Annotated in this window: 18 protein-coding genes and 1 tRNA gene; 17 read left to right on the forward strand and 2 right to left on the reverse strand. The window is 69.1% G+C overall.

Annotation, left to right across the window (positions count from 1 at the left end; translation table 11 throughout):
* Window positions 1-232: 232 nt before the first annotated feature.
* Window positions 233-318 (reverse strand) — tRNA-Leu (locus QU603_RS07275).
* A 117-nt stretch (window positions 319-435) separates the two neighbouring features.
* Between QU603_RS07275 and QU603_RS07280 the strand changes: the two genes are divergently transcribed.
* The gene (locus QU603_RS07280; RefSeq protein WP_308493816.1) at window positions 436-1,749 is read left to right on the forward strand and encodes a M20/M25/M40 family metallo-hydrolase; all 1,314 of its coding nucleotides are present in this window, start codon (window positions 436-438) and stop codon (window positions 1,747-1,749) included.
* A 48-nt stretch (window positions 1,750-1,797) separates the two neighbouring features.
* Window positions 1,798-2,628, forward strand: coding sequence for an undecaprenyl-diphosphate phosphatase (locus tag QU603_RS07285; protein WP_308493817.1), 831 nt, complete (start codon window positions 1,798-1,800; stop codon window positions 2,626-2,628).
* A gap of 7 nt (window positions 2,629-2,635) precedes the next feature.
* Here QU603_RS07285 and QU603_RS07290 read toward each other — a convergent pair whose 3' ends face one another.
* Window positions 2,636-3,514: a PAC2 family protein gene (locus QU603_RS07290; RefSeq protein WP_308493818.1), complete on the reverse strand. Its 879-nt coding sequence runs from the start codon at window positions 3,512-3,514 to the stop codon at window positions 2,636-2,638.
* A gap of 80 nt (window positions 3,515-3,594) precedes the next feature.
* Here QU603_RS07290 and QU603_RS07295 point away from each other — a divergent pair, with 80 nt between their 5' ends.
* From QU603_RS07295 to era, 15 genes are all read left to right on the forward strand, one after another.
* Entirely contained in the window at window positions 3,595-4,287 is a 693-nt protein-coding gene (locus QU603_RS07295; protein ID WP_308493819.1) for an HAD family hydrolase, read from the forward strand.
* Window positions 4,284-5,312, forward strand: a complete 1,029-nt coding sequence (locus QU603_RS07300) for a tRNA (adenine-N1)-methyltransferase (RefSeq protein WP_308493820.1) — start codon at window positions 4,284-4,286, stop codon at window positions 5,310-5,312. Before QU603_RS07295 ends, QU603_RS07300 begins: the two co-directional genes overlap by 4 nt.
* 10 nt (window positions 5,313-5,322) lie before the next feature.
* The gene (locus QU603_RS07305) at window positions 5,323-6,282 is read left to right on the forward strand and encodes an FKBP-type peptidyl-prolyl cis-trans isomerase (protein WP_308493821.1); all 960 of its coding nucleotides are present in this window, start codon (window positions 5,323-5,325) and stop codon (window positions 6,280-6,282) included.
* Window positions 6,283-6,413: 131 nt separating this feature from the next.
* On the forward strand, window positions 6,414-7,343 hold the full coding sequence (locus QU603_RS07310) for a helix-turn-helix transcriptional regulator (RefSeq protein WP_308493973.1): 930 nt from the start codon (window positions 6,414-6,416) through the stop codon (window positions 7,341-7,343).
* Window positions 7,340-8,311 (forward strand): helix-turn-helix transcriptional regulator, encoded by a 972-nt coding sequence (locus tag QU603_RS07315; protein WP_308493822.1) that lies wholly within the window; start codon window positions 7,340-7,342, stop codon window positions 8,309-8,311. The genes QU603_RS07310 and QU603_RS07315 overlap by 4 nt, the downstream gene beginning before the upstream one ends.
* Before the next feature lie 60 nt (window positions 8,312-8,371).
* Window positions 8,372-8,617 (forward strand): twin-arginine translocase TatA/TatE family subunit, encoded by a 246-nt coding sequence (tatA, locus tag QU603_RS07320; RefSeq protein WP_308493823.1) that lies wholly within the window; start codon window positions 8,372-8,374, stop codon window positions 8,615-8,617.
* A gap of 45 nt (window positions 8,618-8,662) precedes the next feature.
* Window positions 8,663-9,436, forward strand: coding sequence for a twin-arginine translocase subunit TatC (gene tatC / locus QU603_RS07325; protein ID WP_308493824.1), 774 nt, complete (start codon window positions 8,663-8,665; stop codon window positions 9,434-9,436).
* On the forward strand, window positions 9,433-11,913 hold the full coding sequence (locus QU603_RS07330) for a DEAD/DEAH box helicase (RefSeq protein ID WP_308493825.1): 2,481 nt from the start codon (window positions 9,433-9,435) through the stop codon (window positions 11,911-11,913). Before tatC ends, QU603_RS07330 begins: the two co-directional genes overlap by 4 nt.
* 133 nt (window positions 11,914-12,046) lie before the next feature.
* Window positions 12,047-13,084 (forward strand): heat-inducible transcriptional repressor HrcA, encoded by a 1,038-nt coding sequence (hrcA, locus tag QU603_RS07335; protein WP_308493826.1) that lies wholly within the window; start codon window positions 12,047-12,049, stop codon window positions 13,082-13,084.
* Window positions 13,085-13,149: 65 nt separating this feature from the next.
* On the forward strand, window positions 13,150-14,262 hold the full coding sequence (dnaJ, locus tag QU603_RS07340) for a molecular chaperone DnaJ (RefSeq protein WP_308493827.1): 1,113 nt from the start codon (window positions 13,150-13,152) through the stop codon (window positions 14,260-14,262).
* A gap of 3 nt (window positions 14,263-14,265) precedes the next feature.
* Window positions 14,266-15,003, forward strand: a complete 738-nt coding sequence (locus QU603_RS07345; protein WP_308493828.1) for a 16S rRNA (uracil(1498)-N(3))-methyltransferase — start codon at window positions 14,266-14,268, stop codon at window positions 15,001-15,003.
* A gap of 75 nt (window positions 15,004-15,078) precedes the next feature.
* The gene (locus QU603_RS07350) at window positions 15,079-16,161 is read left to right on the forward strand and encodes a PhoH family protein (protein WP_308493829.1); all 1,083 of its coding nucleotides are present in this window, start codon (window positions 15,079-15,081) and stop codon (window positions 16,159-16,161) included.
* Window positions 16,158-16,628: an rRNA maturation RNase YbeY gene (gene ybeY / locus QU603_RS07355; protein WP_308493830.1), complete on the forward strand. Its 471-nt coding sequence runs from the start codon at window positions 16,158-16,160 to the stop codon at window positions 16,626-16,628. Before QU603_RS07350 ends, ybeY begins: the two co-directional genes overlap by 4 nt.
* Window positions 16,625-17,932 carry a hemolysin family protein gene (locus tag QU603_RS07360; protein ID WP_308493831.1) on the forward strand — a complete coding sequence of 436 codons (1,308 nt, stop codon included), beginning with the start codon at window positions 16,625-16,627 and terminating at the stop codon, window positions 17,930-17,932. Before ybeY ends, QU603_RS07360 begins: the two co-directional genes overlap by 4 nt.
* Window positions 17,929-18,822: a GTPase Era gene (era, locus tag QU603_RS07365; RefSeq protein WP_308493832.1), complete on the forward strand. Its 894-nt coding sequence runs from the start codon at window positions 17,929-17,931 to the stop codon at window positions 18,820-18,822. The genes QU603_RS07360 and era overlap by 4 nt, the downstream gene beginning before the upstream one ends.
* Window positions 18,823-18,850 lie beyond the last annotated feature (28 nt).

Genomic DNA, 18,850 nt, shown 5'->3' on the forward strand with positions numbered 1-18,850 from the left:
GGTCTGGCTGCGCCAGGCCGGCGACCGCGGGGAGCGAGGTCGGGAAGCCACGCCACGAACCTATCGCGGCCGGCGGCGGCCTGCCATGAGCCGGCCGTCGACGCGCGCGAGCGACTCGGGAAAGGGGGGCGACGAAGACCCGATCGGCACGCGACCGCTCCTGTCGTGCCGAACGAGAACAGCCCCCGACCCGGAATCCGAGATTCCGGGTCGGGGGCTGTTCTCACATGCGTGCGCGAGGGGGGACTTGAACCCCCACGCCCGATAAAGGGCACTAGCACCTCAAGCTAGCGCGTCTACCTATTCCGCCACCCGCGCAGGTGGAGATGGTTTTGCAACCGAGGAACGACATTATCACGTTCGCCCGGTGGCATGGAATCCGCCCGGCACCCGGGCGCGCCGAGGAGCGGGCGCCGTACCGGTAGCCTTGACGGCATGCCAACCGCCGCATCCGACGCCGAGCTCAGCCAGGTTGCGCGCATCGCGCGCGATCTGATCCGCATCGACACGACGAACTACGGCGGCGGGCGGGCCAACGGCGAGCGCGAGGCCGCCGAGTACGTCGGTGCGCTCCTGGAGGGCATGGGTCTTTCCACGGATTACTTCGAGCCTGTGCCACGACGCACGAACGTCCGAGCGCGTGTGCCCGGACGCGACGGCAGCAAGCCCGCCCTCGTGGTGCACGGGCACCTGGATGTGGTTCCTGCCATCGCCGAGGACTGGAGCGTCGATCCGTTCGCCGGCGTGGTGCGCGACGGCATGCTCTGGGGGCGTGGGGCGGTCGACATGAAGAACATGGACGCGATGATCCTCACTGCGGTCGGCGGGCTGCTGGCCGGGGGCGAGCAGCCCGAACGGGACCTGATCGTGACGTTCTTCGCCGATGAGGAGGCAGGCGGCGAACAAGGCTCGGCTCTTGTCGTGCGTGACCGACCCGAGTGGTTCGACGGTGCCGGAGCGGCCATCAGCGAAGTGGGCGGCTACTCGGTGGGCGTGGCCGGGCACCGCGCCTATCTGCTGCAGGTCGGCGAGAAGGGCCTGCTCTGGCTGCGCCTGCGCGCGCGGGGACGGGCAGGGCACGGCAGCGGCTTCCACCCCGACAACGCGGTGACGCGACTGGCCGAGGCCGTCGCGGCGGTGGGCCGCACGGAGTGGCCGGTGCAGCTGACCGATGCCACCTCCCAGCTGCTGGAGCGCTTCGCCGACCTCGCCGCATCCGCGGCCGACGGCGCCGACCCCGACGCCCTGGCCGATCTTGCCGGCCCGGCCGCCGGGTTCATCCGTTCGACGCTGCGCACCACGAGCAATCCCACCGCCCTGGCTGCCGGATACAAGCACAACGTGATCCCCGATGCCGCCGAGGCGCTGATCGACGTGCGCGTGCTGCCCGGCACCGAGGACGACGTGCTCGCCGAGATCCGGCGCATCGTCGGCGACGACATCGAGATCGAGGTCGTCACCCGCGACGTCGGCCTCGAAGAGCCGTTCGCCGGCGACCTGGTGGATGCGATGGTCGCATCCCTCGGCCGTCACGACCCGGGCGTGCCCGTGGTGCCCTATCTCATGGGCGGCGGGACCGACAACAAGGCGCTGTCGCGCCTGGGGATCCCGGGCTACGGCTTCGCGCCCCTGCGCCTGCCGGTCGACTTCGATTTCACCGGGATGTTCCACGGCGTGGATGAGCGTGTGCCCCTCGACGCCCTCGACTTCGGCACCGCCGTTCTGACCGACCTCTTCCGCAGCCACTGAACCCACCGGTACGGCTGCGGCATCCCTGCTCTGCACGGAAAGGCGCACATGCACTTCATCGAGGCCATTTTCCTCGGACTGGTCCAAGGTCTCACCGAGTTCCTGCCGATCTCCTCCAGCGCGCATCTGCGCATCGTCGGAGCATTCCTGCCCGATGCCGGCGACCCCGGCGCGGCGTTCACCGCCATCACGCAGATCGGCACCGAGACGGCCGTCGTCGTGTTCTTCTGGCGCGACATCGTGCGGATCATCGGACACTGGTTCCGATCGCTGATCGGGCGCATTCCGCGCAATGACCCCGACGCGAAGATGGGATGGCTGATCATCATCGGCACGATCCCGATCGTGGTGCTGGGGCTGCTGTTCCAGAGCGAGATCGAGACGACGCTGCGGTCGCTGTGGATCGTGGCGGTCAGTCTCATCGTGTTCGGCGTGATCCTGGGCATCGCCGACATGAACGCGAAGCAGAAGCGGGAGCTGAAGGATCTGACCGTGGGGCACGGCCTGATCTACGGCCTCGCGCAGTCCCTCGCGCTGATCCCCGGCGTCTCACGCTCCGGCGGCACGATCACGGCCGGGCTGCTGCTGGGCTACACGCGGGAGGCCGCTGCCCGGTACGCCTTCCTGCTCGCGATCCCCGCGGTGTTCGGCAGCGGTCTGTTCGAGCTCGTCAAGGTCGTCAAGTCTCCCACGCCCGAAGTGTTCACGATGGGCGAGACGGCCGCGGCGACCGTTGTGGCGTTCGTCGTGGGGCTGGCGGTGATCGCGTTCTTCATGAAGTGGATCACCAAGCACAGCTTCATGCCGTTCGTGGTGTATCGGGTTCTGCTGGGCACAGTGCTGATCGTGCTGCTGAGCCTCGGGGTCATCCAGCCGTAGTGCGCACTCAGCGTCCGGAGCGCGGGTCGCCGGGCTTGTTCGGGCCGTCGCCGCCGTGGCGCAGGTACCGCTCGAACTCGCGTGCAATCGCATCGCCCGACGCCTCGGGCGAGTCCCACGTGTCGCGGGCGGCTTCCAGCTGCTGGATGTAGGCGGTCATCTCCTCATCGTCGGCGGCGGCCGCGTCGATGGATGCCTCCCACACGCTGGACTGTGTCGCAAGATCGCCGCGCGGCACGCTCGCGCCGGTGAGCTCTTCGAGCTTGTCCAGCAGCGCCAGGGTCGCCTTCGGCGACGGTGTGTGCCCGGCCACATAGTGCGGCACGCTCGCCCAGAGCCCCGCTGTGGGAATGCCGACGTTCTCGGCCGCCGCAGCCAGAGCGCTCAGCACGCCGACGGGTCCTTCATAGGTGCTGCGCTCCAGGTCGAGCGTGGCACGGAGCCGTTCGTTGTCGCTGCCGGCGAACACCGAGATCGGGCGGGTGTGCGGAACATCGGACATCATCGATCCGAGCGCGATCAGGCCCGTGACATCCTCGCGCAGCATAACGTCGACGATCTCGGCGCAGAATGCCTGCCACGCCCGCGCGGGCTCGACTCCGGTCAGCAGCCACAGCTGCGTGCCGCGCGTGCGACGCGAGGGCCGGAACAGCGTCGCCTCGGGCCACCGCAGGGTGCGAGTGCCGTCGGCGGCGGCGATCATCTGCGGGTGCGTGTACTGGTAGTCGAAATACAGCTCGGGGTCCACGGAGAACACCGGTTCATAGGCGCGGCTCTCTTTGAGCAGCGTCGCCGCCGACGACGCCGCCTCGCCGGCATCGTTCCAGCCGTCGAAGGCCGTGACCAGCACGCGCCGGCCGAATCCGCGATCCTGTGGGCTCTCCATCTGTTCCAGGATAGGCGCTGGGCCGGTGCGCGCGTCGGCACGACCACGGCACCGCAGCGCGGCGTCGATAGCATGGACGGATGACCTCCCGACTGCCTGCCGCCGTTCTCTGGGACATGGACGGCACGCTCGTGGACACCGAACCGCACTGGATGGCCGCCGAGACCGAGCTGGTCGAGTCCTACGGCGGTGCGTGGTCTTCAGAGGACGCGCTGCAGATGGTCGGACTCGGGCTCCTGGACGCAGGCCGCATCCTGCAGGGTCGCGGGGTGCGGATGGATGCCGCGGCCATCGTCGATCGCCTCACCGCGGACGTGCTGGCCTCGCTCGCCCGCGAGGGGGCGCCGTTCCGCCCGGGTGCGCGCGAACTGCTGCGCAGCCTGCGAGAGGCCGGGGTCAGGACCGCGCTGGTGACGATGTCGCTGCGTCGGATGGCGCAGTCGGTCGTCGATTTCATCGACTTCGACGCGTTCGATCTCATCGTCGCCGGAGATGAGGTGTCGCGCCCCAAGCCCTACCCCGACCCGTACCTGCGGGCGTGTGAGCTGCTGGGTCTGCATGCGGCCGACACCGTCGCGATCGAGGATTCGCCGAATGGGCTGCGCGCGGCGGTGGCATCCGGAGCCGTCTCGATCGGCGTGCCGCACATGGTCTCGCTCGAAGGCGTGGGCGGGCATACGCTGTGGCCCACACTGGACGGCCGCACACCCGACGACATCGCCGCCGTGTTCGGCGCACATCGACCGGCACACGCCGGCGGAGGAGAAGCATGAGCGTTTCTGCGCCACGGCCCAGCGGCCCGTTCCGCTACGGCGATCGTGTGCAGCTGACCGGCCCCAAGGGCAAGCTGCACACCATCACGCTGCGCGAGGGCGGCGAGCTGCACACTCACCGCGGCGTGCTGCGCCACGACGTGCTGGTGGGACTGCCCGACGGGTCGGTCGTCTCCAACAGCGGCGACGCCGAATACCTGGCACTGCGACCGCTGCTGCGCGACTTCGTCATGTCGATGCCGCGGGGCGCAGCGATCGTCTACCCCAAGGACGCCGCGCAGATCGTCGCGCAGGCAGACGTGTTTCCGGGGGCGGTGGTCGTCGAGGCGGGCGTCGGCTCGGGCGCGCTCTCGCTGTGGCTGCTGCGGGCGCTGGGAACCGAAGGACTGCTGGTCTCGTTCGAGCGCCGTGCGGAGTTCGCCGAGGTCGCGCGAGCGAACGCCGAGACATTCCTGGGCGGGGCGCCGGAGAACTGGCGCGTCGAGCTCGGCGACCTCGTCGAAGCCCTGCCGCGCCAGTTCCCCGATGGCGGCGTCGACCGGGTGATCCTCGACATGCTGGCGCCGTGGGAGTGCATCGATGTCGTGTCGCAGGCCCTGGAGCCGGGGGGAGTCGTGCTCTGCTATGTGGCCACTGTCACGCAGCTGAGCCGGGTCGTCGAATACGTGCGGGGCACGGGGCTTTTCACCGAGCCCGAGTCGTCCGAGACCATGATCCGGAGCTGGCACGTGGAAGGACTCGCCGTGCGCCCCGACCACCGCATGGTCGCCCACACCGGCTTTCTGATGACGGCGCGGCGCCTCGCGCCGGGCGCAGTGCCGCCCGACGTGCGCACCCGTGCGATCCGCAAGACGTCGTACGGCGACGAGGATGTCGACCTGTGGACGCCCGGCGCCGTCGGCGATCGCCAGATCAACGACAAGAACCTGCGCAAGCGCCTGCGCGATGCGCAGCGCGCAGCGGGCGGTGCCCGGCAGGCCGCAGCCGATCGCGAGGCGTCGGGAGCTGATCAGGCGAGCGCCTAGACTGTTGCGGGTGCGCAGACTTCCCGTTGCCCTCACCGTCATCGCCCTCGCCTCGGTCGCACTCGTCGGCTGCTCCTCGTCGTCGGATCCGGCCGCATCCTGCCCGCGGGTGACCGATGCGAACTCCCCGACGATGGCGCAGATCCAGGTCGCAGGGCCGACGACCTCGAAGCCGATCGTCGATGTGGACGCACCGCTGCACACGACGACCACGCAGTTCAAGGATGTGACGCGAGGCGACGGCGCCGTGCCCATCTCCAGCGCCAAGCAGATGGTCGTGCTCGACGTGGCGCTGGTCAGCGCCACCACCGGCAAGCCCCTGGTGGCCACCGCATACAACGGCGACCAGACGCAGGCGGTCCCGCTGGACCGTTGGGCCACGCAGTTCCCCGCATTCGTGGACGCGCTGCACTGCGCGACGGCCGGCACCCGTGTCGCCCTGGCGATCGCCCCCGGTGGGTTGGAGGCATCGTCTGCGCAGAACCTCGGCCTCGGACCCAAGGATTCGCTGGTGGCGGTCGTGGATGTGCGGCGCGTGTACCTGGGTGCCGCGAACGGCGCACTCGTCTACAACTCCGGCTGGGGCATGCCCGCCGTCGTGCGTGCTGCGGACGGCCGGCCCGGTGTGGTCATCCGTGACGCCGCCGCCCCGCAGAACCTCAAGATCTGGACGCTCAAGCGCGGAGACGGCGAGAAGGTCACCGGAGATGCCCCGGTCATGGTCAACTACACGATCGTGAACTGGACCGACAAGGCGGTGGCCGACACCACATGGGACAGCACACCGCAGGCGATCACCCTCTCGGACAAATCGAAGGGATTCCGTGACGCTGTCGAAGGTCAGACGGTCGGTTCGCAGGTGATGGCCGTGATCCCGAAGATCGACGGCTCGCCCGATGCGAAGGACACGCAGGTGGCCGTCATCGACATCCTCGGTATCGCGCCGAAGGCCGCCGCGCCCGCGCAGTGACGGTTGGCGCGTCGGCTGACGCCGTGTCGGCACACCTCTAGGATTGGGGGGTGACCGCCACCGCAGCTCCGTCGCCTGGCGCCGATCGGGGCGCTCCAGAAGAACGCCTGCTCAACCTGGTGGTGGCACTGATGGCCACCGAACAGGGACTGACGAAGGACACGATTCTCACGTCGGTGTCGGGGTACCGCGAGCAGGGCGAGGCCGGTGCCACGAAAGACGCGCTGGAGAAGATGTTCGAGCGCGACAAGGAGAACCTGCGTGGGCTCGGGGTCCCGATCGAGACCATCGGCGACCGCTTGGACCCTGACGACCTGCGCGAAGCGCGTTATCGCATCCCGTCCGCGGAATACGCCCTTCCGGCCGAGATCACCTTCTCGCCCGCCGAGATCGCGGTGCTCAACCTCGCCGGCGGCGTGTGGAGCCAGGGCTCGCTGTCGGCCGACGCACGCAGCGGACTGCGCAAGATCCGGGCACTGGGCATCCCCGTCGACGAACCGATCATCGGCTACTCGCCCCGGATCAGCCTGCGTGAGTCGTCTTTCGCACCCTTGCAGCGCGCGATCGAACAAGCACGCGTGGTGACCTTCCCCTATCTGAAGCCGGGCGAGGATGCCGCCCGCACCCGTCGGATCCGCCCGCTCGCGCTGGTCGAGTACGAGGCGCGCTGGCATGTGTACGGCATCGATGTCGAGGCCGAAGCCGAGCGCACCTTCTTGCTGGCGCGCATCTCGGGCGATGTGAAGCTCACGCGCGAGGCGTTCGACCCGGCACTTCGCCAGGGGGCGGGGGAGCGGGGCCTGGCCGGGCTCGAAGCCCTCGCCGCGCGCCAATCGGCGCTGCTCGAAGTCAACCCCGGGTCTGAGGCGGCGCTGCGTCTGCAGCGTCGCGCGCGACCGGCAGAGCAGGGCATCCGCGTCCCGTACGTCGACGTCCACATCCTCGCCGACGAACTCGCCGGCTATGGACCCGAAGTGCGCGTGGTCGAGCCCGCCGACCTGCGCGCGCACGTGATCAGCCGGCTCGAGGCCGCGCTGCGAACGCACGGAGGCGCACGATGAGCAGCGGACGGCCCGTGCTGGCAACCGATCGGGCAGCCCTCATGCTGCAGCTGGTTCCGTATCTGATCAACCTCGGTGAGGTGTCGGTGGCCGACGCGGCGGCCGACTTCGACGTCACCCCAGCTCAGATGCGCCAGATGGTCGAGATGCTCACGATGATCGGCCGGCCCGGCGAGCGGGGCTATTGGCAGCTGCCGAACGACCTCTTCGACATCGACTGGGATCTGCTGGACGAGCAGGACCGGATAGTGATCACCAACACCGTCGGGCTGGCAGAGGCTCCGCGCCTGACGGCGCGCGAAGCGGCGGCGCTGCTGGCGGGGCTGCAGCTGGCGCAGTCGCTGCCCGGGGTGGGCGACAGCGGTGTGGTGGCGGGCCTGCTCGCGAAGCTCGCCGCCGGCGCGTCGAGCACACCGGCCGACGTGATCGTCGCCTCGGAGCCCGTCGACGATGTGCGCATCACCGTCGACGAGGCGCTGCGCCGCCACGTCGCGGTCTCGTTCGCCTACAAGGCGCCCGATGCCCCGGTGACCACGCGCACGGTGGACCCCGTGAAGGTGCACATCGCCAACGGGCAGTGGTACCTGCAGGGCTGGTGTCATCTGCGCCACGCGATGCGCACGTTCCACCTGGACAGGGTCGGCGATCTGCAGCTGACCGACATCCCGATCACCCACGGCGAGGAGCCGGTCCCCGAGCTTTTCGAGGGGAGCGAAGCCGACAACGTCGTGCGCATTCGCTTTCCGCGTGAGCTGTCGCACCTGATGGGACGGTACCTGGATCAGGCGCGGTCGAAGACCACGGCCGGCATGACGGTGGCCACCCTCCGGGTCGCCGACCCGCAGAGTCTGAAGCGTCTGGCCACCGGTCGCGGCGGAGACCTCGAGATCCTCGAGCCCGCTGCGGCACGGGCTGCGGCAGCCGAATGGGCTCAGGCGGGGCTGGATCTGTATCCCGACCGCGAATGATGACCGCCGGTCATCGCCAACCGGGTTAGACTGGCCCGAAGCGCACGACTTGGAGACACCATGGGGAACCTCTTTTCGGGATGGCATCTGCTGCTGATCCTCGCCGTCATCCTGCTCCTGTTCGGTGCGGCGAAGCTGCCGGCCTTGGCCAAGAGCGTCGGGCAGTCCGCCCGGGTGTTCAGGGGCGAGATGAAGGCGATGAAGGACGACGATGGCGAGAAGCCCTCGGCCTCCGGTGAGGCGACCGACGCCAGCGCACCGGCCGAGACGCATTCGACGTCGGGATCTTCTGATACCAAGCCGTAGTCGGTCGTGACTCAGACCGGCCCCCCGCGCGTCTCCGAACCGGAGATGCCGCGGCATGACAAGCGCATGTCGCTGGCGCAGCACTTCCGCGAACTGCGCAAGCGTCTGTTCATCGCCGCCATCGGTGTCGTGGTGGGCATGGTGATCGGGTTCGTCATCAGCCAGCCCGTGGTGGATCTGATGGCCGAACCCATCCGGCAGGTGGCCGTGGCCCACGGCGACAACTACGCGGCGCTGAACTTCGACACCGTCACCAGCGGTTTCGATCTGCGCATGCGGATCGCGTTCGCGATCGGATTGCTGGTCTCGGCGCCGGTGTGGCTGTGGCAGCTGTGGGCATTCATCATGCCCGGGCTCACGCGCAAAGAGATCCGGTACACGATCGGGTTCCTGGCCTCGGCCATTCCGCTGTTCGCGGCCGGTCTGTACGTCGGCTGGCTGGTGATGCCGCACATGGTCGAGATCATGGCGATATTCGTCCCCTCCGGCAAGGGCATCGCGCAGTTCTACAACTATTCGACGTACTACGACTTCGTCTTCAAGCTCCTGCTCGTGGTGGGCGTCTCGTTCATCACCCCGGTGTTCCTGGTCGCGCTGAACCTGGCCGGCATCATGAGCGGGCGCACCATCCTGCGGGGCTGGCGCGTAGCGATCCTGATCATCGCCGTGTTCGCCGCCGCAGCCACCCCCGCCGCCGATGTGACCTCGATGCTGCTGCTGGGCGGCATCCTGTGCATTCTGTACTTCGCTGCGGCGTTCCTGTCCATGCTGTTCGACCGGCGAAAGCGCAAACGCAACCCGGTGGAGCCGCTGGCGTGACAGACCCTTCGCCTGCCGAGCGCTACGCGCGGATGAGCGCGGGGCGGCGGCATCCCCTCACCACGGCCTTCGCCGACCGGCAGCGGTTCGAACTCGATCCCTTCCAGATCGCCGGATGCGAGGCCCTCGAGGAGGGTCGTGGCGTGCTGGTGGCAGCGCCCACCGGTGCCGGCAAGACGATCGTCGGCGAGTTCGCCGTCGACCTGGCGATGCTCCAGCCCGGTGACAAGGCGTTCTACACCACGCCGATGAAGGCCCTGTCCAACCAGAAGTTCCGTGAGCTGGTCGAGGTCTACGGAGCTGACGAGGTGGGGCTCCTCACCGGCGACGTGAGCATCAACGGCAATGCACGGGTGGTCGTGATGACCACCGAGGTGCTGCGCAACATGCTCTACGCCGACTCCGACGCCCTGCGCGGGCTGCGCTTCGTCGTCATGGACGAAGTGCACTACCTGGCCGACCGGTTCCGCGGCGCCGTGTGGGAAGAGGTGATCATCCACCTTCCGCAGGCGGTCAAGCTCGTGTGCCTGTCGGCGACGGTCTCCAACGCCGAGGAGTTCGGGGACTGGCTGGACACTGTGCGCGGCGACACCGATGTGATCGTCTCTGAAACGCGCCCGGTTCCTCTCGAGCAGCACGTGCTGGTGCGCGGCGACCTGCTGCCGCTGTTCGACGACCGTGCGGGCGTCGGTGTCGCGCGCGTGAACCAGGAGCTCATGCGCATCCGCTCCGTCAAAGGGCCGAACTTCGACAACAACCGTCGCGCGCAGCAGCTGCGCAGCAGCGGAGGGTACGAGGCATCCCGCCGGCGTCCCACCCGCGGCAACCGGCGTCCCGTGCGCGCGGCCAACGTGCGACGCGTCGAGCGGATGGACCGGCCCGACGTCGTGCGGCTGCTGGAACGGGACCGGCTCCTGCCGGCCATCTTCTTCATCTTCAGCCGTGTGGGGTGCGAGGCGGCGGTCCAGCAGGTGCGCCGCTCGGGCCTGCGCCTGACCAGTCGCGAAGAGCGCGACGAGATCCGTGCGATCGTCGACGAGCGCACCCGCACTCTGCACGACGAGGACCTGGGCGTGCTCGGCTTCTGGGAGTGGAAGGACGACCTCGAACGGGGCATCGCCGCCCATCATGCCGGGCTGCTTCCCGCGTTCAAAGAGGTCGTCGAAGAGCTGTTCCAGCGCAAGCTCGTCAAGGTCGTCTTCGCGACCGAGACCCTCGCCCTCGGCATCAACATGCCCGCCCGCACCGTCGTGCTCGAAAAGCTCGAGAAGTTCAACGGCGAGGCGCGCGTGGCCATCACCTCGGGGGAGTACACGCAGATCACGGGGCGTGCGGGCAGACGCGGCATCGACGTGGAGGGTCACGCCGTGATCCAGTGGACCGAGGGGATGGACCCGCAGGCGGTCGCAGCCCTCGCGTCTCGGCGCACCTACCCGTTGAACTCGAGCTTTCGTCCCACCTACAACATGGCCGTCAATCTCATCGATCAGTTCGGCCGACAGCGGGCGCGCGAGATCCTCGAGTCCTCATTCGCGCAGTTCCAGGCCGACCGAGCGGTGGTGGGGCTGGCCCGGCAGGTGCGCGAGCAGGAGGAGTCGCTGGCCGGCTACGCGAAGGCGATGACATGCGATCGCGGCGATTTCGTCGAGTATTCCGGGATCCGTCGTCAGCTCAGCGATCTCGAGAAGCAGAATCGCAAGGATGCCGGAGCCTCGCACACGACACGGCAGAAGCGGCTGCGCGAGATCGAGTCGCTGCGCCGACGCATGCAGCGCCACTCCTGCCATTCCTGCCCCGACCGTGAGAACCATGCGCGCTGGGCCGAGCGGTATTGGAAGCTGCTGCGGCAGACCGACCGGCTGCGCACCCAGATCGCGACCCGCACCGGCAGCGTCGCCCGTCATTTCGACCGGGTCGTGGACGTGCTGTCGACGCTGCACTACGTGATCGTCGACGCCGACGGGACCACACGTCTCAGTGACGCGGGCCGCACGATGCGGCGCATCTACGGCGAGCGCGATCTGCTCGTGGCCGAGGCGCTGCGCACCGGCATCTGGAAGGATCTGGATGCCGCCTCCCTGGCCTCGCTCGTGTGCTGTCTGGTCTACGAGCCGCGCCGTGACGAGGCCGGCGCCGGCGACCGCGCTCTGCCGCGAGGATCGTTCCGTGCGGCACTGTCGGCGACCCAGCTGCTGTGGGCGCAGCTGGACGACGTGGAGCAGGACCACCAGCTGCCCGGCACGATCGAGGTGGCCACGGGCCTCGCGCAGGCCATGCACACCTGGGCGCGCGGCGGTGCGCTGGATCGCGTGCTGCTGGAAGCCGACATGGCCGCCGGCGATTTCGTGCGCTGGGCCAAGCAGACCATCGATCTGCTCGACCAGCTCTCGCTCGTGGCCGATGGCGCCCTGGCGCGCCGGGCCCGACAGGCCCTGGAGCTCGTCCGTCGCGGGATCGTGGCTTACTCGGTCGTGTGAGGCGTGCGTCGCGGGGTCGCGGCGGAGGAATCCGGGTCGTCGTTCAGCGCGTGACGCAGGCGTTCCGGTAGAATTGGCACTCAGATTGCGAGAGTGCCAGTGTCTGGTGCGTGAGGCCGAACAGGAGGCAGCCATGGTCAGCGAGCGCGGACTGCAGGTTCTCCAGGCCATCGTCCAGGACTACGTCGAGACCCGCGAGCCGGTCGGCAGCAAGACGATCGTCGATCGCCACGCGTTCGGCGTGTCGGCGGCCACGATCCGCAATGACATGGCGCTGCTCGAAGACGAAGAGCTCATCGTGGCCCCGCACACCTCGTCGGGGCGGGTGCCCACCGACAAGGGCTATCGCGTCTTCGTGGACCACCTGGCCCAGCTGCGCCCGCTCTCGCCGGCCCAGCGCACGGCCATCACGACGTTCCTGGACGGTTCGACCGACCTCGACGATGTGCTGGCGCGCACCGTGCGTGCCCTGACGAATCTGACCGGGCAGGTCGCGATCGTGCAGTACCCGTCGTTCGCCCGCGCGCGCGTTTCGCACGTGGAGATCGTGGACCTCGGCGGCCGCGTGCTGGTGATCCTGGTCACCGACACGGGGAGGGTCTCGCAGCGGGTGGTCGGCGTCGCCGAACCGCTGGACGAGGCCGAGGTGGGGCGCTTGCGCACACGGGTGTCGTCATTGGTGTCGGGCCGCAGCGTGCGTGAGGGAGCGGCAGCGGTGACGGCAATGCTCGCCGGCGAGCCGCTGAGCATGAGCCGAGAGGATGCCGCGACCGGCATCGTGCTGCGCGTGGTCTCCGAAGAGCTCGAGGAGTTCCGGCAGGACCGCCTGCTGATGGCCGGCACCGCCACCCTGGCCCGACGCGAGTCCGACTTCCGCGGCAGCATCTACCCGCTGCTGGAGGCCATCGAAGAGCAAGTGACGCTGCTGAGGCTGATGAGCGAGATGGTCGCCGACGGGGAGGGTCTTGCCGCCTCGATCGGGCGCGAGAACGAACCGTTCGGCCTGTCCGAGGCATCCGTGGTCACCGGCGACTACGACGTCACCGGTGCACGTGCGCGTGTGGGGGTGCTGGGACCCACCCGCATGGACTACCCGACGAACCTTGCGGCGGTGCGAGCCGTCGCCCACTATCTGAGCCGACTGCTCGAAGACGATGACGCGCCGCGCTGAACAGGTGCAGGCGCTGAGCAGCGCGGACGGAAGACGACCCCGCATCGGCGGGCAGGAAGGCGATTGTGGCTGACCAGGACCACTACGAAGTACTGGGCGTGGCGCGGGATGCGTCACCGGACGAGATCAAGAAGGCGTATCGGCGCCTGGCACGCGAGCTGCACCCGGATGTGAATCCGGGGGCGGACGCCGAAGAGAAGTTCAAGCTCGTCACACACGCGTACGACGTGCTCAGCGACCCCGACCAGCGCCGCCGCTACGACATGGGCGGGGACTCGCCGTTCGGCCAGAGCGCCGGGTTCGGCGGTTTCGGCGACATCTTCGAGACATTCTTCGGCGGGGGCGGAGCGCGCGCGGCGCGACCGCGCTCCCGGCGCGAGCGGGGGCAGGACGCCCTCGTGCGCGTCACGCTCGATCTGGCGGATGTCGTCTTCGGCACGCACCGCGACCTCGAGGTCGACACCGCTGTGCTGTGCGAGACGTGCGAGGGCTCGTGCTGCCAGCCGGGCACTTCTCCGGTCACGTGTGAGATCTGCCACGGCAGCGGGCACGTCGAGCGCACGGTGCGCAGCCTTCTGGGCAACGTCGTCACCAGCGCTCCGTGCGGAGTGTGCCAGGGCTACGGCACGACGATCCCGTATCCGTGCGCCACGTGCCAGGGCCAGGGTCGGGTGCGCGCGCGGCGCACGGTGGCCGTGGACATCCCGGCCGGCGTCGAGACAGGGCTGCGCCTGCAGATGCCCGGCTCGGGCGAGGTGGGCCCGGCAGGCGGGCCGAACGGTGACCTGTACCTGGAGATGACCGTCGCGCACCATGACGTCTTCAGCCGCGAGGGCGACGATCTGCTCGCGACACTCGATGTGTCGATGCCCGATGCGATCCTGGGCGCCACCACCACGATCGAGTCTCTGGACGGTCCCGTCGACCTCGAGATCCGACCCGGCGTGCAGGCGGGCGACGTCCTGACGATCAAGGGGCGCGGCATCACGCCGCTGCGCGGCACACAGCGCGGCGACCTGCGCGTGGGCGTGCACGTGGTGACCCCGACGCGTCTGGACGCGAAGGAGCGCGCGCTGATCGAAGACTTCAAGAAGAAGACCAAGTCGCCCGCGCCCAAGCTCGCCGAGTTCCAGCAGGGACTGTTCGCGCGGCTGCGCGACCGGTTCCGGAACAGCTGATCGGTGGCCCTGCACTTTGTGGCAGAGGATGCCGTGGCCGCCACCGTCGGAGACCTCGTCGAGTTCGGCGGGGCCGAAGCACACCATGCTGCTGCGGTCCGCCGCGTGCGCGTGGGTGAAGCGGTGACCGTGGGTGACGGACGGGGTGCCTGGCTGGAGGGGGAGTGCGAACTGGTCGAGCAGAGTCGTGTGCGGGTCCGCATCACCGCCTGCCGCCAGGAGCCCGAGGCCTCGCCCCGGATCGTGCTCGCCCAGGCGCTGGCCAAGGGCGATCGGGACGAGCTGGCCGTGCAGGCGGCGACGGAGCTCGGCGTCGATGAGATCGTGCCGTGGCAGGCAGCCCGCAGCGTGTCGCGATGGACCGGCGAGAAGACCGCGAAGGGACGGGCGCGCTGGCAGACCATCGTGCGCGAAGCGGCCAAGCAGGCCCACCGCGCGTGGATCCCCGAGGTGGCCGAAGTCTCCTCGACCCGTGAGCTGGCCGCGCGGACCGCGACATCCCGTGTCATGGTGCTGGATCCGACCGGTTCGGTGCGGCTGAGCAGCATGGAGTTCGACGCCGCGGCCAGCGAGGACGTCGTGCTGGTGGTCGGGCCCGAGGGCGGCATCGCCCCCGAAGAGCTCGACGCGTTCGAGCGGGCCGGCGCGACGGTGGCGGCACTGGGGGCCACGGTGCTGCGCACGTCGACGGCGGGGCCTGCCGCTCTCGCCCTGCTGTGCGCGCGTCTCGGGCGCTGGTGACAGACCCGTCGCACGTCGGCGAGGTCTCATAGACTGGGCAGGTGCCCGGCGGAGCACTGAGCGAAAAGAGCATGAATGCCCGATGACACCGGTACGGCGACCGAACGGATCCACGCCGACGGCGTGGTCATGGTGCAGCTGCTGGGCCCACAGGACCGGCTGCTGCGCGTCGTGGAGGCCGAGCACCCCGACGTCGACGTGCATGTGCGCGGCAACGAGATCACGCTCAGCGGTGCGACCGCCTCCGTGGCAGCGGCGCGCGCCCTCGTGGAAGAGCTCATGGCGATGACCCGTGCCGGCCAAGGGCTCGACCCCGTGGACGTCGCCGCCTCCAGCAGGATCCTGCGCGCCGACAACGGCATGCGCCCCTCAGAAGTGCTGGGCGAGGCGATCCTCACCTCGCGCGGAAAGGTCATCCGCCCCAAGACGGCGGGCCAGAAGGCCTACGTCGACGCCATCGACCAGAACACGATCGTGTTCGGCATCGGACCGGCCGGCACCGGCAAGACCTACCTGGCGATGGCCAAGGCCGTGCAGGCATTGCAGCGCAAAGAAGTCAGCCGCATCATCCTCAGCCGGCCCGCGATCGAAGCGGGGGAGCGCCTCGGGTTCCTGCCGGGCACGCTCACCGACAAGATCGATCCCTACCTGCGGCCGCTGTATGACGCGGTCAACGAGATGATGGATCCCGAGCTGGTGCCCAAGCTGATGGCCAGCGGCACGATCGAGGTGGCGCCTCTGGCATACATGCGCGGGCGCACGCTCTCGGACTCGTTCGTCGTGCTCGACGAGGCGCAGAACACCACGCCTGAGCAGATGAAGATGTTCCTGACCCGGTTGGGCTTCGGCACGCGCATGGTCGTCACGGGCGACATCACCCAGGTCGATCTGCCCGAAGCCGCCTCCGGGCTGCGCTTGGTCAGGCGGGTGCTGTCCGACATCGACGACATCCACTTCTCGTACCTGACCAGCGACGACGTCGTGCGGCATACGCTGGTGGGACGCATCGTCGATGCCTACAGCGAGTATGACCAGCAGCGTGCCGCCGCCCGCCACGAGCGCGACGAGGCGGCGGAGTTCGCGAGCCGTGCCGAGCGTCGGCACGGGACGCGGCCGGGCACCCCCCGAGACCGCCAACCGAAGCGAGGACGCGCATGACGATCGAGATCACCAACGAGTCCGGCGTCGAGGTCGATGAGGCCGTACTGCTGCGTCTGACCGAGCGCAATCTCGCCGAACTGCACGTGAGCCCCGATGCGGACGTCGCGATCCTGCTCGTGGACGAGGGCGCGATGGAGGCACTGCACGTCCAGTGGATGGATGAGCCCGGGCCCACCGACGTCCTGAGCTTTCCGATGGACGAGCTGCGCCCGGGCACGGCCGACATGCCCACGCCGGCGGGCCTGCTCGGCGACATCGTGCTGTGTCCGCAGGTGGCAGAGACCCAGGCAGAGGCGGCCAAGCACTCCACGCTGGATGAGCTGCTGCTGCTGACCACCCACGGCCTGCTGCACCTGCTCGGCTTCGACCACGCCGAACCCGACGAAGAGCGCGAGATGTTCGGGTTGCAGCGCGACCTGCTGCTCGGATTCCACACCGCCGAGCGGCACAGACCCCACGCATGACACCGCTGCTTCTGCTGTTGGCAGCCGTGCTGCTCGTGGCCTTCGGCGGCCTCATGGCGGCCATCGACGCCGCGATGGGCGTCACGAGCCGGCAGGACCTCACAGAGCTCGCTGACGAAGGCGGACGCGGGGCAGCCCAGCTGCGACGCATCGCTGAAGACCCCGACGCCCACCTGCACGCGGTCGTGTTCATCCGTGTTCTGGCCGAGACCACCGCCGCGGTCCTGGTCACCGTCGCCTTCACGCTGCTGTTCCACAACATCTGGTGGGCGATGCTGGCCGCCGCGGTGCTCATGACCGGCATTTCCTTCGTCCTGGTCGGCGCCAGCCCGCGCTCGGTCGGCCGCAGACACGCGCAGGGACTGCTGCAGGGATCGGCGCGCGTGATCCGCGGCATCCGGATCATCCTCGGACCGGTCACCGGCGCGCTGATCGCGTTCGGCGACCGGGTGACCCCCGGAGGGGCGCGCGGTGCCTCGTTCGCCAGCGAAGAGCAGCTGCTGAGCATGGTCGACGAGGCGGCCTCGCACGATCTCATCGAGGCCGATGACCGTGACCTGATCCACTCGGTCTTCGACTTCACCGACACGGTCGTGCGCGCGGTGATGGTGCCGCGGACCGACATGGTGACGGTGGATGCCGCCACCAGCGCGCGCGAGGCGCTGAGCATCTTCCTCGAGCGGGGAGTGTCGCGCGTCCCGGTCGTCGACGACGAGGCCGACGACGTGGTCGGAGTGCTCTACCTGAAGGACCTCGTGCAGATTGCATTCCGGCAGGAGTCGGCGTGGCACGAGGTCTCGGTCAGCACGATCGCCCGCCCGCCGGTGTTCGTTCCCGAATCGATGCGTGCCGAGACCCTGCTGCAGCAGATGAAGCGCGACGCCGTGCACGTGTGCATGGTGGTGGACGAGTACGGCGGCGTGGCGGGGCTGGTCACCCTCGAGGACCTCATCGAAGAGCTCGTCGGCGAGATCGCCGACGAATACGACGCGCGTCAGACCGAGGTCGTCGAACTCGAGCCCGGGCGCTACCGGGTCAGCGCGCGCCTGAGCGTCGACGAGGTCGGCGAGCTGTTCGGGCTGGAGCTGGACGACGAGGACGTCGATTCGATCGGGGGCCTCCTGGGCAAGGCGCTCGGGCGCGTGCCGCAGCCGGGGGCGACGGCAGACGTCGACGGCCTGCGGCTCACCGGCGGTGTCTCCCAGGGCCGAGGGCGAGGCATCGCCACAGTGTTCGTGCAGCGCGCGGGCGGCGGTGCCTCGCGCACGCCCGGTGCGGGCGATCAGAGAGCAGGAGAGACATGAGCGAGATGAACGTCGGCTTCGTGACGTTCGTGGGACGTCCGAACGTCGGGAAGTCCACGTTGACCAATGCGCTGGTCGGCGAGAAGGTCGCGATCACCAGCGAGAAGCCGCAGACGACGCGGCGCGCGATCCGCGGCATCCTGAACCGTCCCGACGGGCAGCTGATCATCGTGGACACCCCTGGCGTGCACCGTCCGCGCACGCTGCTCGGGCAGCGGCTGAACGACCTCGTCGAGCAGGTGCTCGGAGATGTCGACGTGATCGCGTTCTGCGTGCCCGCCACCGAGAAGGTGGGCCCCGGCGACCGGCGGATCGCCGCGTCGCTGGACGGCTACGCTCGTGCCAAGAAGGTCGCGCTCGTCACCAAGACCGATGCCGCCACCCGCGATCAGATCACCGAGCGGCTCCTGGAGGTCGATGCGCTGCGCGAGGACTGGGCCGCGGTGATCCCGCTGTCGGCGGTGGCGAACGAACAGCTGGATGTCGTGGCCACCGAGCTGCTGAAGCTCATGCCCACCGGCCCGGCCCTGTATCCGGACGGCGTGGTGACCGACGAGAGTCTCGACGACCGGGTCGCCGAGATCATCCGCGAGGCGACGCTGGAAGGAGTGCGCGACGAGCTGCCGCACTCGATCGCCGTGGTCGTGCAAGACATCGCCGCGCGCGAGAACAGTGATCTGACCGACGTGTACGCGGATATCGTCGTCGAACGCGACAGCCAGAAGGCGATCATCATCGGCCACAAGGGATCGCGACTCAGGGACGTGGGTGCCCGGGCACGCGCCGGCATCGAGCCGCTCATCGGCAGCCGCGTGTTCTTGTCGCTGCACGTGCGCGTGGCCAAGGAGTGGCAGCGTGACCCGAAGCAGCTGGGTCGTCTGGGCTTCTGACACACTTTCGGCTGCTCGATCGAGCGGG

It is taken from the genome of Microbacterium terrisoli (genome assembly GCF_030866805.1).
GTDB lineage: Bacteria > Actinomycetota > Actinomycetes > Actinomycetales > Microbacteriaceae > Microbacterium > Microbacterium terrisoli.

What these genes read in the sequence shown, in the direction of transcription:
- QU603_RS07280 (WP_308493816.1), top strand. Translation starts at nt 436, where the DNA reads ATGCCAACCGCCGCATCCGACGCCGAGCTCAGCCAGGTTGCGCGCATC.
- QU603_RS07285 (WP_308493817.1), top strand. Translation starts at nt 1,798, where the DNA reads ATGCACTTCATCGAGGCCATTTTCCTCGGACTGGTCCAAGGTCTCACC.
- QU603_RS07290 (WP_308493818.1), bottom strand. Translation starts at nt 3,514, where the DNA reads ATGGAGAGCCCACAGGATCGCGGATTCGGCCGGCGCGTGCTGGTCACG.
- QU603_RS07295 (WP_308493819.1), top strand. Translation starts at nt 3,595, where the DNA reads ATGACCTCCCGACTGCCTGCCGCCGTTCTCTGGGACATGGACGGCACG.
- QU603_RS07300 (WP_308493820.1), top strand. Translation starts at nt 4,284, where the DNA reads ATGAGCGTTTCTGCGCCACGGCCCAGCGGCCCGTTCCGCTACGGCGAT.
- QU603_RS07310 (WP_308493973.1), top strand. Translation starts at nt 6,414, where the DNA reads ATGGCCACCGAACAGGGACTGACGAAGGACACGATTCTCACGTCGGTG.
- QU603_RS07315 (WP_308493822.1), top strand. Translation starts at nt 7,340, where the DNA reads ATGAGCAGCGGACGGCCCGTGCTGGCAACCGATCGGGCAGCCCTCATG.
- tatA (WP_308493823.1), top strand. Translation starts at nt 8,372, where the DNA reads ATGGGGAACCTCTTTTCGGGATGGCATCTGCTGCTGATCCTCGCCGTC.
- tatC (WP_308493824.1), top strand. Translation starts at nt 8,663, where the DNA reads ATGCCGCGGCATGACAAGCGCATGTCGCTGGCGCAGCACTTCCGCGAA.
- hrcA (WP_308493826.1), top strand. Translation starts at nt 12,047, where the DNA reads ATGGTCAGCGAGCGCGGACTGCAGGTTCTCCAGGCCATCGTCCAGGAC.
- QU603_RS07350 (WP_308493829.1), top strand. Translation starts at nt 15,079, where the DNA reads ATGCCCGATGACACCGGTACGGCGACCGAACGGATCCACGCCGACGGC.
- ybeY (WP_308493830.1), top strand. Translation starts at nt 16,158, where the DNA reads ATGACGATCGAGATCACCAACGAGTCCGGCGTCGAGGTCGATGAGGCC.
- QU603_RS07360 (WP_308493831.1), top strand. Translation starts at nt 16,625, where the DNA reads ATGACACCGCTGCTTCTGCTGTTGGCAGCCGTGCTGCTCGTGGCCTTC.
- era (WP_308493832.1), top strand. Translation starts at nt 17,929, where the DNA reads ATGAGCGAGATGAACGTCGGCTTCGTGACGTTCGTGGGACGTCCGAAC.